13 protein-coding genes are annotated in these 13,739 nt (G+C 59.4%); 6 read left to right on the forward strand and 7 right to left on the reverse strand.

Going from position 1 to position 13,739, the window contains the following annotated elements; genetic code table 11:
* Nucleotides 1-6 precede the first annotated feature (6 nt).
* From ABD937_RS04065 to gpmI, 3 genes are all read right to left on the reverse strand, one after another.
* Nucleotides 7-582, reverse strand: coding sequence for an RNA polymerase sigma factor (locus tag ABD937_RS04065; protein WP_345253610.1), 576 nt, complete (start codon nucleotides 580-582; stop codon nucleotides 7-9).
* 108 nt (nucleotides 583-690) lie between these two features.
* Nucleotides 691-1,188, reverse strand: a complete 498-nt coding sequence (locus ABD937_RS04070) for a heme-binding domain-containing protein (RefSeq protein WP_345253611.1) — start codon at nucleotides 1,186-1,188, stop codon at nucleotides 691-693.
* A 210-nt stretch (nucleotides 1,189-1,398) separates the two neighbouring features.
* Nucleotides 1,399-2,919, reverse strand: a complete 1,521-nt coding sequence (gene gpmI, locus ABD937_RS04075; protein ID WP_345253613.1) for a 2,3-bisphosphoglycerate-independent phosphoglycerate mutase — start codon at nucleotides 2,917-2,919, stop codon at nucleotides 1,399-1,401.
* Nucleotides 2,920-3,047: 128 nt separating this feature from the next.
* On the opposite strand from gpmI, the gene ABD937_RS04080 reads away from it, so the two are divergent.
* The 3 genes from ABD937_RS04080 to ABD937_RS04090 all read left to right on the forward strand — a co-directional run bounded on the left by ABD937_RS04080 (nucleotide 3,048) and on the right by ABD937_RS04090 (nucleotide 5,113).
* The gene (locus ABD937_RS04080; RefSeq protein WP_345253615.1) at nucleotides 3,048-3,422 is read left to right on the forward strand and encodes a DUF4783 domain-containing protein; all 375 of its coding nucleotides are present in this window, start codon (nucleotides 3,048-3,050) and stop codon (nucleotides 3,420-3,422) included.
* A gap of 319 nt (nucleotides 3,423-3,741) precedes the next feature.
* Nucleotides 3,742-4,602, forward strand: a complete 861-nt coding sequence (nadC, locus tag ABD937_RS04085) for a carboxylating nicotinate-nucleotide diphosphorylase (protein ID WP_345253616.1) — start codon at nucleotides 3,742-3,744, stop codon at nucleotides 4,600-4,602.
* A gap of 169 nt (nucleotides 4,603-4,771) precedes the next feature.
* Nucleotides 4,772-5,113, forward strand: a complete 342-nt coding sequence (locus tag ABD937_RS04090) for a translation initiation factor (RefSeq protein ID WP_345253617.1) — start codon at nucleotides 4,772-4,774, stop codon at nucleotides 5,111-5,113.
* Nucleotides 5,114-5,431: 318 nt separating this feature from the next.
* On the opposite strand, the gene ABD937_RS04095 is transcribed toward ABD937_RS04090, so the two are convergent.
* Nucleotides 5,432-6,883, reverse strand: coding sequence for an NADP-dependent isocitrate dehydrogenase (locus ABD937_RS04095; RefSeq protein ID WP_345253618.1), 1,452 nt, complete (start codon nucleotides 6,881-6,883; stop codon nucleotides 5,432-5,434).
* A gap of 214 nt (nucleotides 6,884-7,097) precedes the next feature.
* Between ABD937_RS04095 and apaG the strand changes: the two genes are divergently transcribed.
* Nucleotides 7,098-7,484 carry a Co2+/Mg2+ efflux protein ApaG gene (gene apaG / locus ABD937_RS04100; protein ID WP_345253619.1) on the forward strand — a complete coding sequence of 129 codons (387 nt, stop codon included), beginning with the start codon at nucleotides 7,098-7,100 and terminating at the stop codon, nucleotides 7,482-7,484.
* Nucleotides 7,485-7,676: 192 nt separating this feature from the next.
* On the opposite strand, the gene gldB is transcribed toward apaG, so the two are convergent.
* Complete coding sequence (gene gldB, locus ABD937_RS04105; RefSeq protein WP_345253620.1) at nucleotides 7,677-8,681, reverse strand: gliding motility lipoprotein GldB; 1,005 nt, start codon at nucleotides 8,679-8,681, stop codon at nucleotides 7,677-7,679.
* Nucleotides 8,682-8,938: 257 nt separating this feature from the next.
* Between gldB and ABD937_RS04110 the strand changes: the two genes are divergently transcribed.
* Nucleotides 8,939-10,639, forward strand: coding sequence for an NAD+ synthase (locus ABD937_RS04110; RefSeq protein WP_345253621.1), 1,701 nt, complete (start codon nucleotides 8,939-8,941; stop codon nucleotides 10,637-10,639).
* A 408-nt stretch (nucleotides 10,640-11,047) separates the two neighbouring features.
* Here ABD937_RS04110 and ABD937_RS04115 read toward each other — a convergent pair whose 3' ends face one another.
* Together ABD937_RS04115 and ABD937_RS04120 are read right to left on the reverse strand one after the other, a co-directional pair.
* A complete protein-coding gene (locus ABD937_RS04115; RefSeq protein WP_345253623.1) occupies nucleotides 11,048-11,851 on the reverse strand; it encodes a hypothetical protein in 804 nt (267 codons plus the stop codon).
* 38 nt (nucleotides 11,852-11,889) lie between these two features.
* Complete coding sequence (locus tag ABD937_RS04120; RefSeq protein ID WP_345253624.1) at nucleotides 11,890-12,375, reverse strand: hypothetical protein; 486 nt, start codon at nucleotides 12,373-12,375, stop codon at nucleotides 11,890-11,892.
* Nucleotides 12,376-12,557: 182 nt separating this feature from the next.
* On the opposite strand from ABD937_RS04120, the gene ABD937_RS04125 reads away from it, so the two are divergent.
* The gene (locus ABD937_RS04125; RefSeq protein ID WP_345253625.1) at nucleotides 12,558-13,559 is read left to right on the forward strand and encodes an AAA family ATPase; all 1,002 of its coding nucleotides are present in this window, start codon (nucleotides 12,558-12,560) and stop codon (nucleotides 13,557-13,559) included.
* Nucleotides 13,560-13,739: the final 180 nt, after the last annotated feature.

Raw genomic sequence — 13,739 nt, forward strand, 5'->3', positions numbered from 1 at the left:
ATAGGTTTAACGACTGCCCCCGACGGCCACCAGGTCGGTGCTCCGGGGAAGCAGGATGTTTTTCTTTCGTAAAATATCTTCCAGCATCGACTTGGCACGGGTGTATTGGCTACGGCTCGTGCTTTCCTCGATGTCCAGCATTTCTGAGATCTCGCGGTGCGAGAAGCCTTCGATGGCGTAGAGGTTGAGCACCGTGCGGTAGCCGATCGGCAACAGGCGGATGCTCTCGACCACTTCCTTGGCCTGCATGATGGAGGGAATGGAGTCTTCCCGCACCTGCAGCGAGGTGGCATGAATGAGGTCTACGCTTTCGTTGAACTTCTTGTTCTTCTTCAGGATATTGATGCAGGTGTGCACCATGATGCGGCGCACCCAGCCTTCGAGGGAGCCTCGGCTTTCAAAGCTGCGGATCTGGGAAAAGACCTTGATGAATCCTTCCTGCAGCATATCCTCGGCATCCTCACGGTTATGCGCATACCGATAACACACCCCGAGCATCTTTGAGCTGAATCGGAAGTACAGCTCCTTCTGCGCGGAGGGGTTATTTTGGATGCAACCTTGTAAGAGGGTTTCTTCGGTCATAGATTTCCTTGAGGGGGTGCCTGTAAGATAGACAATTTCAGCCGCGTTTCGCTGCGCCGGGGCCAAAAAAAAAGACGGCGGACGCCGTCTTTCACCGATTTCATTCCCTCAGCGCCGGTCCGCTGCCGCGCCGGCGCTGTCGGCCGGGAGGGCCGCCGCGCGGATCTGCCGCTGCACGTCGCGGGCCCAGGCGGCCAGTGCCTGCACTTCGTCCACGGAAAGGGTTGCCTCGCGGCGGAGCGCCGTGTAGCCCGAAGGCGGCATCTCCCTGCGCGTCACCTGGTCGATGCAGCGCTCCAGGAAACCGATCTGCCGGCGTGGCGGAAGGTTGCGGAATTCATCGAAGTTGCCGTGCTCCAGCCCCTCGGTCACCTGCCGCCCGTACCAGCCGGCAACCGGCTGCACCTCGGTATACCAGGGATAGCGCGTGTTGTTGGAGTGGCAGTCGTAGCAGGCGCGCTCCAGCACCGCCTGCACGCCGGCCGGGGCCGGGTAGAGCGCCGTCACGTTATGCGGCTGCGGCCCGGGACGGCTGTTCTTCGCCGGCCGGAACACCTGGATCAGCAGCAATACCGCCAACAGTCCGAGCAGGATGCGTCTCGACATGTTTATTGGTCTATTGGTCTATTGGTTTATTGGTTTATTGGTAAGGGGTCGTTTCTGTGCCGCTGTTCCTGCTTTTGGGGAGCTCTCTTTGTACGGATACGAATCAGTAAGCTGATCACGAGACGCTCCCGGCAACGCAGCCTCCCCCCAAAATCTCAAATCTGAAATCACACATCTGAAATCCAGATCTGAGATCCGCGATCACAGATCTCAGATCAACACCTCGCCGGTCATCTCCTCCGGGATGGGCAGGTCCATCATCCGCAGGATCGTCGGCGCGATGTCGCCCAGCTTGCCGGGACGCACGGTTCCTTTCCAGTCCTTGTCGATGATGAACAAGGGCACCGGGTTGGTGGTGTGCGCCGTGTTGGGCGAGCCATCGGCGTTGATCATGAAATCGGAGTTGCCGTGGTCGGCGGTCAGGAAAATGGTATAGCCGTTTTCGAGGGCGGTGGTCACCACGCGGTCGACGCAGGCATCAACGGCCTCTACGGCGCGGATCACGGCCTCCCATACCCCGGTGTGGCCCACCATGTCGGCATTGGCGTAGTTGAGGCAGACAAACGATGCCTCGCCGTTCTTCAGTTCGGTAACGATGGCGTCGGTGATGCCTTCGGCGCTCATCTCGGGCTGGAGATCATAGGTGGCCACTTTGGGCGAAGGCACCATGATGCGCTGCTCACCCTCGAAGGGCTGCTCGCGCCCGCCGCTGAAGAAGAAGGTGACGTGGGGGTATTTCTCGGTTTCGGCGATGCGGATCTGCTTCAGGCCGGCGCCGGCGATGGCGGCACCGAGCGTGTTGTTGAGGTTGTCGTTGCGGAACAGCACGTGTACGTCCTGGAAGGTGGCGTCGTACTCGGTCATCGTGGCATACCAGAGCTTCAGCGGCTGCATGTTGTAGGTCGGGAACCCGGTCTGCGTCAGCGCCTTCGAGATCTCGCGGCAGCGGTCGGTGCGGAAGTTGAAGCAAAGCACGGCGTCGCCTTCTTTTATGGTGGCCACCGGTGCGCCGGCCTCCTGCAATACGGTGGGCAGGATGAACTCATCGGTAACGCCGCGCCCGTAGGAGGCAGCGATGGCCTCGGTTGCCGAGGTAGCGCTTTCACCTGCCCCGCGCACGAGTGCTGCGTAGGCCTTTTCCACGCGCTCCCAGCGGTTGTCGCGGTCCATGGCATAGTAGCGGCCGCTCACGGAGGCGATGCGGCCCACGGAGCCCTGCAGGTGTGCTTCGAGGTCAGTGACGTAGCCAAGGCCGCCTTTCGGGTCGGTGTCGCGGCCGTCGGTAAAGGCATGGATATAGACCTCGGTAAGCCCCTGTTGCTTGCAGATGTCGCAGAGGGCTTTGAGGTGGCTGGTATGGGAATGCACGCCGCCGTCGCTCACGAGGCCCATCAGGTGGAGGGGCTTGCGCATGGCTTTCGCATAGTTGATGGTCTGCAGGAGCGTTTCGTTTGCCGCGAGCTCGCCGCTGCGCACGGCCACGTTGATCCGCTGCAGCTCCTGGTATACGATGCGGCCGGCGCCGAGGTTGAGGTGGCCCACCTCGGAGTTGCCCATCTGGCCTTCGGGGAGGCCTACTTCCTCGCCACTGGTAGTAAGCGTCGTATTGGAATATTTCGTGTAAAGGGAGGAAACGAAGGGCGTATTGGCAGCGCGGATGGCGTCGGAGGAGGCCACCTGGCCGAGGCCCCAGCCGTCCATGATCAGCAGGATAACTTTACGTTGCGGCATAGCGGTATTTTCAAATAATTGGCGCAAAGCTACCGAATCGCAAAGGTTTTGTTTATTTTAGTACCGTTTAACACCCCCCGTACCTGTGGCACCAAATTGGCGTAAGTGCGGGTGAAAAAAGATCCACTATGAAAAAACTGTTACTCCTGTTTACGGCCTTCCTGGCCCTCACCGCCTTCCGTGCCGCCGGCGGCCTGGACGACGTCATCTCCGCCCTGCGCGGAGGCTCCGCTTCGGAGCTTTCCCGCTTCATCGACGATAATGTAGAGATCGCGCTACCCGATAAGTCGGACCGCTACAGCCGTGCCCAGGCTACGATGGTGCTGCAGGATTTCTTCAGCTCCAACGGCGTGAAAGGCTTCGAGCTCAAGCACAAGGGCGACAACGGCGGCAACCAGTTCGTGATCGGCACCTTGCAGACCCGCTCCGGCGCTTACCGCACCACGGTGTATATGAGCGCACGCAACGGCAAGCAGCTCGTGCGCGAGATCCGGTTCCAGTAAAGCATTTTTACCAGGTTATTCCCGCCCCGGCCCAGCGCCGGGGCTTTTTTGACCCCCACCCCGGCCCCTCTCCAGGTGAGCAGGTGAGCAGGTGAACCGGTGAGCCGGTGAGCGGGTGAGCAGGTGAGCGGGGAAAAATGAACTCGATAAGATAAGGCGTTGCTGGAACGAAGCCTTCCGCGTAACGGCGGGGATTGCTTCGCTTCGCTCGCAATGACGCAACCCGCAATGACTTCAGCCATATAAACGACCTCTTACCAATAAACCAATAGACCAATAGACGAGCCGCCGCAAAGCGGCGGCGGCTTACCTTAGCCGCATGATGGATTTCGACAACCAGCTCCACCTACTGATCGACGCTGCGCTCCGCGAGGACGTCGGCGACGGCGACCATTCCACCCTCTCCTCCATACCTGCCGACGCGCAGGGAAAGGCCGTGCTCAAGATCAAGCAGGACGGCATCCTGGCCGGCGTGGACGTGGCCGAGAAGATCTTCCGCTACCAGCGCCCCTCGTCCGTATTTACCCGGCACAAGAGCGACGGCGAGGAGATGAAATACGGCGACGTCGCGTTCGAGGTAGCGGCTCCGGTGCATACGATCCTCCAGTGCGAGCGCCTGGTGCTCAATATCATGCAGCGCATGAGCGGCATCGCCACCCTCACCCGCGAATACACGAAGCTCCTCGAAGGATATAAGACACGCCTCCTCGATACCCGCAAGACGACCCCGAATTTCCGCCTGCTTGAGAAAGAGGCCGTGCGCATCGGCGGCGGCGTCAACCACCGGTTCGGGCTCTTCGACATGATCATGCTCAAAGACAACCACATCGACTATGCGGGCGGACTCGAGCCGGCCATCAGCCGCGCCTGGGACTATGTGCAGCAGTATAAACCCGGGTTGAAGATCGAGGTGGAAACGCGCTCCCTCGACGACGTGCGCAAGGTACTCGAGATCGGCAACGGCAAGGTCTTCCGCGTGATGCTTGATAACTTCCAGCCGGCGCAGGTACAAGAAGCCGTGGCCCTCATCGGCGATACCTTCGAGACCGAAGCCTCCGGCGGCATCAACAAGGACACCATCCGTAGTTATGCGGAAACCGGCGTCGACTTCGTATCCGTAGGCGGACTGATCCACCAGGCCAAGAGCCTTGACCTTAGTTTGAAAGCGGTTATTAAGTAAAAATTCAAAAGTAAAAATTCAAAAGTCAAAAGTCAGAAGGATGCCGAATGCTGTGTCGCTCCTCGATTGCGTTAAAAGCGTGTTTGAAGACTGAGCGCGCTCTTTAGGAAAACACCGGCCTGAAGCTTTTTGAATTTTTACTTTTTACTTTTGAATTTCCCGAAGTGATATGAGCAAGAAGAAATCAGACAAGAATGGCTTCGTTTACAGCACCGACCCGAACTTCCAGTTCCAACCCGAGGAGGGCGGTGCACAGCAAACCCTGCCGCCGCAACAGCAGAAGCTGCGGGTGATGCTGGAGAAGCGCGGCGGCAAGCCCACTACCGTGGTGTTCGGCTTCGTGGGCGCTGATGAAGACCTCCAGGAACTGGGCAAGAAGCTCAAAGGGTTCTGCGGCACCGGCGGCTCCATCAAGGACGGCGAGGCCATGATCCAGGGCGACCAGCGCGAGAAGGTGATGGGCTGGCTGCTGAAGAATGGGTATAGTGGTACCAAGAAGGCAGGTGGTTAACGGCCCCCTGTCCCCCGTAGGGGGAACTCAGGCTGAAACTGTTCTTTCATGATTCGATCATTCTTCCCATTCGGAGTGCGATATTGAATGCATGAGCGAGTGAATACCTGAAGTAAATCCTTCCGACGGCGCAAGCCCCTCGATTGTTCATTTGCTCATGTACTTAAATGCTCAAGTATTCCTCCTCTGCCCTACAACCCCTTACCTGATTAACGTAGAAAGCCCCGACACCGTCGGGGCTTTCGTATAAACAACTTGAGAAAAGTCAAGGCAATAAAAGAATAGTCCACCTTAGTTCCACCTTCGGGGGACACGGGGCTATTGGCCCTGCGCCAGGCTGTACGCCAGCTTGCCATCCCACTGGTTGAGGAGCTCGATGGAGCAGACCTTGAAGTCCTGGATGAGGCGCTTCTGCAGCTCGATGATGTCGATCTGCGTAACGCCGCTGCCGCCAACGGCTTCGAAGCGGCAGGCATACTGGTTCACGAGGTTGGTGTACACCGAGCCTTTGGGCCATACCTGCGTGCCGCGGTTGGAGATCGTGACGAGCTTGAACAGGTCGGCGGTGTGCTGCAGGCATTTCTTCGCAACGGCATCGTGGCCTTCGGCGCTCTCGATGAATACGTCCACGCCCACGATCTTTTCGTCGCTCGCTTCCTTGCTCACCATCATGGTGTTGTGCTCGAGGCGGCACACGGCGAGGCTTTCGTGCACGTTCTCGAGGATGGGGCGCATGCCCACCTCGGGTACGCGGCCGAAGTTGCCGATGATGGCCTGCGTGAATTCGGCGGTGTTGACGGAGGGCTTGCTCCGGTCGCCGAAGTCGCCGGTGCGGACGCCCTGCTCCAGCGTGTAGAGCAGCGCATTCTCGATGATGGCGGCGTTCTCGCGGAAGCCGAGGTGGCGCAAGAGGCCAAGGCCGGAGAGGAGGAGGGCCGTGGGGTTGGCGATGCCTTTACCGGCAATGTCGGGGGCAGTGCCGTGCACCGCTTCGAAGATGGAGATGTGATCGCCGATGTTGGCGGAGGGTGCGAAGCCGAGGCCGCCCACGAGGCCGGCGCAGAGGTCGGAGATGATATCGCCCTGGAGGTTGGTCATCACCACCACGTCGAACTGGTCGGGGCGCACCACGAGCTGCATGGCGAGGTCGTCCACGATCTTGTCGTCGGCCGTAAGGTCGGGGTATTCCTTGGCCACTTCATAGAAGCACTCGAGGAAGAGGCCGTCGGTGAGCTTCATGATGTTGGCCTTGTGGCCGCAGGTGATGCGGCGGGCACCTTTCTTCTGGGCCATCTCGAAGGCATAGCGGATCACCTGCATGGACCCCGGGCGGGTGATGAAGCGGCGGGAGAGGGCCACGTCGTGCGTGAGCATGTGCTCGATGCCGCCGTAGGTGTCTTCGATGTTCTCGCGCACGATGGTGATGTCGATGGGGATGCCGGCCTTGGAGAAGACCGTATCCACGCCGTGGAGGGTCTGGAAGGTGCGCTTGTTGGCGTAAGTGTTCCAGGTTTTGCGGGCGGTTACGTTGATGCTCTTGACGCCCTTGCCCTTGGGCGTTTCCATAGGGCCTTTGAACAGGATGCCGAGCTGCTCGATGGAAGCCTGCGCTGCCGGCGTCATGCCGTTGGAATGGCCCTTATCGAAGACCCATTTACCCATTTCCACAAATTCGTACTCGAGATCGACCTTGTTCGCGCTAAAGATGCTCAGGACCGCATCCATGATCTCCGGTCCGATACCATCGCCTTTGGCAACTGCAATTTTCATGTGTAATCTTTTGGTTATTAAGGGGTAGCCCAGGCCGCAGGGGGCCGTTCGACAAAGGCGTAGCCGTCCGGGAGCCGAAGGCCGGTGGCCCGCATCCCGGGGCGCGGCCCCGCTTTTTGTGGCCGCTAAGTTAGGATTGTAGAAACATTTGTACCATCCCGGGAGCGGTCTATTTCTGGTACCCGGTTTGAATACCTTTATTTAAACTTGTGGTATGGTAAGCAAAATATCAGAGGGGGTCAAGATCAGCGTGGAGACGTTCTACCAACAGGATTATTCCAACCCGCTCCAGTCGGAGTTCATGTTCGCATACAGAATCACGATCGACAACCAGAACAGCTTCCCGGTGAAGCTCCTGAGCCGGCACTGGTTCATCTTCGATTCCGACGGCGAGTACCGTGAAGTAGAAGGCGAGGGCGTAGTAGGCATGCAGCCCGTCATCAATGCCCACGACGAATACCAGTACGTGAGCGGTTGTAACCTGCACACCGAGATGGGCCGGATGCACGGCACCTACCTCATGGAGAACCTGCATACCAAGCAGACCTTCGAGGTCAACATCCCGGCCTTCGAGATGGTGACGCCGTTCAAGTACAATTAAGCCCGGCCCCCTGTCGCCCCAAGGGGGCACTTAGGTCCACCATACCTTACGATAGCTATATGTATCAACGCATAAATAGTAAACCCCCGTATCGCGAAGCGATACGGGGGTTTTGTTTGAGCGATCTTCTTTAAGAATGTTTGGTATCGGAAGAGATGATCGGTCTAAGTGCCCCCTTGGGGGGACAGGGGGCTACTTGGGCTTATACTTGCTCCCCTCGAAGAGCTTCCGGGCGGGGAGGGCCAGCAGCTGCTGCGGCGTGAGGTCGGGGTGGGCGTCGGCATAGGCCTGCACGATCCGCCAGCCGATCCAGGGGCCGAGGTTGCCCGGAGAGGCTTCCGACATGGCCTGCGTAAAGGGCGACTCGCCGATATAGGTCTGGATGACGTGCGGCTCGATCGAATAGAGGTTTTCGTTTTTGGTCACATAGCTCCAGATATTGCCCTCGTTCTCCCGAACCCACTCCGTTTGCGCGCCGGTATAGCCGGTCTTGACGCTGTCGGGCGCATCGGGGAGAAACTGATCGAGGAGGAACCACTGCTTGCCCTTCTCCACCATCTGCTCGATGAGCGGACGACCCACGCTCTGGTCGGGGTAGATATCGTCCACCACGGCCCGCATCGCCGCCGCGGTCATGTATTCCTTGTCGAAGCGGCGCGAGATATAGGAGGGATACATCTGCTGGATCTCGGGAACCTGGTACACGCTGAAGTTCTTTCCCGCAAACTGCTGCAGGCCGATGCCCAGGAAGCCCGGGCCCAGCACGGCGCCGGGCGCGTCGAAGGTGCTGATGAACGTGACCACCCGCGGCACGGCATAGTCGGGAAAGTAATGCTTCACGTAGCGGAAACTCCCGGTGAGCTCCTCCCGCAGCCAGTCGAGCTTCGGGTACTTCTGCCGGATCGAGTCGTGAACGGGCGCGTAGTCGCGCAGCATGTAGCGGATGAGTTGTTGTCCCGACGAATCGTTCGGGTTGATGCCGACGATGTTGTTGAAGAAGGCACCGTAGAAGGCCGGGTGCGCATTGCGGAGGCCGGCCAGCCCCGCGGCGATGTTGTTGGAATCGATCCTGAAGAAAGCCTGCTCGAAGCGCTCCAGTTGCAGGTCGACCTTGATGTTCGAAACGTCGGGCTTCTTGCGGCCACCGCCGCAGGCCACGAGCAGCACAGTTATTGCACACAGGAGGTACCGTGTCATACGATTTGGAAAGGGATTCGTGAATGTTTATTCCGGAACTTCGCGGCAAGATAACGAAGCGATACGCATGGTCCGTGCCCTGGCGATGAGCTTTAGGAAATTGAAAGGGTTTTGGCGTTTTTAGCTTGCGGTGCACTCCGCGTAACGGAGGAGATGGCGTCGCTGCGCTTGCCATGACCTTCGGAATTGTAATGACACCGGCCCTTTAGGCGGCCCTTTACTAATAAACAAATAGACCAATAGACTAATAAACCTCCATGAAGATTTTCCTCGCCCAGCAGAACTACCACATCGGCAATTTCGAAGCGAACGTGCAGAAGATCCGCGAAGGCATCGACAAGGCCGTTGCCGCCGGTGCCGACCTCGTGCTGTTCTCCGAGCTCTCGATCTGCGGCTACCCCCCGCGCGACTTCCTCGAGTTCGACGACTTCATCAACAAGTGCTACGCGGCGCTCGACGAGCTGAAGGCCTATGCGCCCGGTGTAGGCGTGCTGGTGGGCGCTCCTGCCCGCAACCCACAGAAGGAAGGCAAGGACCTCTTCAACGCGGCCTTTTTCCTGTACGAAGGGGCGATCCAGGCCGAGATCCACAAGACGCTCCTGCCCACCTACGACGTCTTCGACGAAAACCGCTACTTCGAGCCGGCCTTTGCCTGGCGCTGCGTCGACTTCAAAGGAAAGAAGCTGGCCATTACGATCTGCGAGGATATCTGGAACCTCGGCGACAACCCCCTATACCGCGATACGCCCATGGAGCACCTCATCCAGGAAGGACCCGACGTCATCCTCAACCTGTCGGCGTCCCCGTATAACTACGCTGCCGACACCGTGCGCCGCTCCATCGTGGAAGCGCATACCGCCAAGTACGGCATCCCGATGCTCTATTGCAATACCGTGGGCGCCCAGACCGAGATCGTGTTCGACGGCGGCTCGCTGGTATACGACGTCAACGGCACGCTGGTGCAGGAGCTGAATTATTTCGAGGAGGATTATGCCCTCTTCGACCTCGACGAGCTGATGAAGCCGGGCGAGGCGCCGGCCGTAGCGCACAAATACTATTACTCCGCTGCCGAAGTGGGGCGCGATACCGACACGCTTCGGTACCTCACCGAGGAAAAAAGCATCCAGGAGATCCACAGCGCGCTCCTGCTCGGTATCCGCGACTACTTTCAGAAGATGGGCTTCCGGCAGGCTACCCTTGGCGCCTCCGGCGGCATCGACTCCGCCGTGGTGCAGGCCCTCGCCGTGGAAGCCCTGGGCAAGGAGGCGGTACATGTGCTGCTGCTGCCCTCCGAATACTCCTCCGATCACTCGGTGGCCGATGCCGTTCAGTTGAGTGAGACGCTGGGCAACCGCTATGATGTTGTGCCCATTGCGCCGGTATACAACGCCCTGCTCGAAACGCTGAAGCCGCTCTTTGGCGACCGACCGTTCAACGTGGCCGAGGAGAACCTGCAAAGCCGCACGCGCGGCAACCTGCTGATGGGCCTCGCCAACAAGTTCGGCTACATCCTCCTCAACACCTCCAACAAGAGCGAACTCGCCACGGGTTACGGCACCCTGTATGGTGATATGGCCGGCGGCCTCGCCGTGCTCGGCGACCTGTACAAAACCCAGGTCTACGCCCTCGCCCGCTACATCAACCGCGAACGTGAGATCATCCCGAACAACATCCTCGTGAAGGCGCCCTCCGCCGAGCTGCGTCCGGGCCAGAAGGACTCCGACTCCCTGCCCGATTATGACATCCTCGACCGCATCCTCTATCAATACATCGAGCTGACGCAGGGCCCCGCGGCCATCACGGCGCAGGGTTTCGATGCGGCGCTCGTGAACCGCGTGCTCCGCCTCGTCAACATGAACGAGTACAAGCGCAACCAGTTCTGCCCCATCATCAGGGTTTCTACAAAGGCGTTTGGAGTGGGAAGAAGATTGCCGATCGTAGCGAAGTATCTCGGATAAAGGCGGCAGAAGGAAAACAAGAGATTTTTTACCGCTAAGAAGCGAAGGGGCTAAGTGTTCCGCGAAGGGATTGTTTATGGGTCGATTAGGCAATGGTAAGATCGCTTCTGTGCAGCAGTCTTTCCGGTGGCCTGCATCATCCTGTTGCAGCGTAAACCTTGTAGCTACCCTTTCGAAAAATCAATGCGATATCAGGATGCGCCTGTACAGTTCCTTGTTCCTTATTCCCTGTTCCTTGTTCCCTGTTCAAATGTTCTGATTTGCCAGCGGGAAACACAGTTCCATCACTGACCCAAAAATCTAAAATCCGAAATCACACGTCCGAAATCAAAAAGGCCGCGCGTGAGCGCAGCCTTTCTCTTTGCGAATACCTTAGCCCCATCTTTTTTTCGGGGTAAGCATCCCTTCTTACCTTATATACCTTATTAATTCCGCTCTTGTGATCACGCCGCTATCGTTCGCCACGCGGAACTCGATCACGCCCACGTCGCGCGCGAGGTAGTAGTCGCTTTCGAGGCTCACCGGCAGCGGCGGCACGGGGATCGGGATCGGAAGCGCACTGGTGATGCCGATGCGCATCTTTCCGTGCACATGGCTTACACCCGAATAGGAGCGGCCCTGTACGGTATGCGTCGCATCCTTAGCCACCAGCGTATAATCGATGCCCGCAAACACCCGCAGCGTGATCGGGAAAGGGAGCGGCGTCGGGGGCAGGGCATCGGCAGTGGCGAGCGTGTCGAACCAGGTGCTGTTCAGCGGGGCGTTAGCCTTCAGCACGGTGGCTACCGCCGGATTAACAAGGCGAATATTGCTCAGGGTGAGGGGCAGCGAGTCGATGTCCTGCACGAGCGAGTCGAGGTTGGGCGTGACTTCGCCGAGGGGCACCACGATGCGGTAGATGCCCGCGTCGCAGTTGTAGAGAAGTCCGCCGGCGAAGGGGCCGTAGCCCGACACCTGCGTAAAGCGCGTGCCGCCGATAAGGGTATCGCCGAGGATTTTGGCGGCGGCTTCGAGCGTGTCTTCGGTGCCACCGGACACGGTATAATAGGTATACACCGACGAATCGCATACCGGGATGAAGGGACAGTCCACGCAGCGGCGCGGCGGTACGTAGGGGCCACCGCCCTCGAAGCTATACTCTTTGGCGCAACCGGCCACGAGCGCCGCAAGCAGCAGGAAAAAGGCCAAAAGGCGCGGCCATGTACTGGTCAAATGACGCATGTTGGTGTCGTCCCGGGCTTGCCGCGGGATCAGTGCTTCAGGTTGATGAGGATCGAAATATTGGTAGGCGGAAGCGGCGGAAAGTTGATCAGCGTATCGCGCGACATCGACAGCAGCGTGTCGTTGAGGGCCCATACCTTGAAGCGGCCGGCGAGGCCGAAGAGCGCTGCGCCGCCGAGTTCGATCTCGGTTTCGTTGTTGGCGAAGGCCCACGTGAACGCGACCGTCTGCGGATTGGCGGGATCGCACTTCGTAGCGCCTTCGTCCATCGTGCCGGCACCGTTGGTGGCAAAGATGTATTGGTTGTCGAGGCGGCAGGGCGTGAGGGTGCCGCCGGGCAGCGCCTGGTCGATGGTGCCGTTGCGGTCCATGTCGAAGCCGGCCGATTTATAGATCCAGGGCGTGGCCGTGATGCGCGTCGTATTGGTGACGGCCGGGGTATCGTCGTCGCTGCTTTTCTTACAGGCGGCGAACAGGAGGGTACCGGCGACAGTGGCGAACAGTATTTTTTTCATAGTGTTGTTTCGAAGCTAAAGATAGGTCCTTTTTTACAGTAGGATGCCGGCTGCCGGATACGCGGGCGGCGGCACGGGGCGGGCGTCGGCACGCAACACCCCAGGTTGCGGACGCGCCTGGCCGCTACCGGTGCCGCACAGCGGCAGAGTATTTGCTGAGTGCCCCTTCGTAAATTGCCCCCATGGTACCATCCTCAGAAGACATCCGGCAGCTCAACGACCGCATCGGGTATGCGAGCCGCTTTATCGACAACCTGCGCGCCGAGGTCGGCAAGGTCATCATCGGCCAGCCCTATATGCTCGACCGCCTGCTGATCGGCATGCTCTCCAACGGCCACGTGCTGCTCGAAGGCGTGCCCGGCCTCGCCAAGACGCTGACCATCAAGTCGCTCGCCGAAGCCATCCAGGCCCGCTTCTCCCGGATCCAGTTCACGCCCGACCTGCTGCCGGCCGACGTCATCGGCACCATGATCTACAACCAGCAGCGCGCCGAGTTCGTGGTGCGCAAGGGCCCCATCTTCGCCAACCTGATCCTCGCCGACGAGATCAACCGCGCCCCGGCCAAGGTGCAGAGCGCCCTGCTCGAGGCGATGCAGGAGCGGCAGGTGACCATCGGGGAGCAGACCTACAAGCTCGACGAGCCCTTCCTCGTATTGGCCACGCAAAACCCGCTCGAGCAGGAAGGTACCTACCCGCTGCCCGAGGCCCAGATGGACCGCTTCATCATGAAGGTGGTGGTGGGCTATCCCACCCGCGAGGAGGAGCAGCTCATCATCCGCCAGCAGGTGCAGGCCGGCGCCGTGCCCAAGGTGCAGGCCGTGGCCTCGCAGCAGGAGATGCTCGCCGCCCGCGACCTCGTGCGGCAGGTATACCTCGACGAGAAGGTGGAGCAATACATCATCGACATCGTGTTTGCCACGCGCACGCCGGAGGCATCCGGATTCAAGAACCTGCAGGGACTCATCTCGTACGGCTCTTCGCCGCGCGGCTCCATCAACCTCGCCATCGCGGCCAAGGCCGTGGCCTTCCTCAACCGCCGCGGCTACGTGGTACCCGACGACGTGCGCAGCATCTGCGTCGATGTGCTCCGCCACCGCATCGGCATCACCTACGAGGCCGAGGCCGAGAACGTGACCTCCGAAGCCGTTATCGGGGAGATTCTTTCGAAGCTGCCCGTTCCGTAGGATCGCAGATCGGAGATCTGGGATCTTACATCTGATTTCAGATTTGTGATTTCGGATTTCAGATTCAGGTTGTGAACGGTTGTTGGATTGGTACAGGCTGTGTAGCGCTGGAGATTGCTTCGCTTCGCTCGCAATGACCTTCGGACGCGTAACGACATCCGCAATTTGAACGACCCCTTA

It is taken from the genome of Flaviaestuariibacter amylovorans (assembly GCF_039541815.1).
In the GTDB taxonomy this organism is placed as follows: domain Bacteria; phylum Bacteroidota; class Bacteroidia; order Chitinophagales; family Chitinophagaceae; genus Flavisolibacter; species Flavisolibacter amylovorans.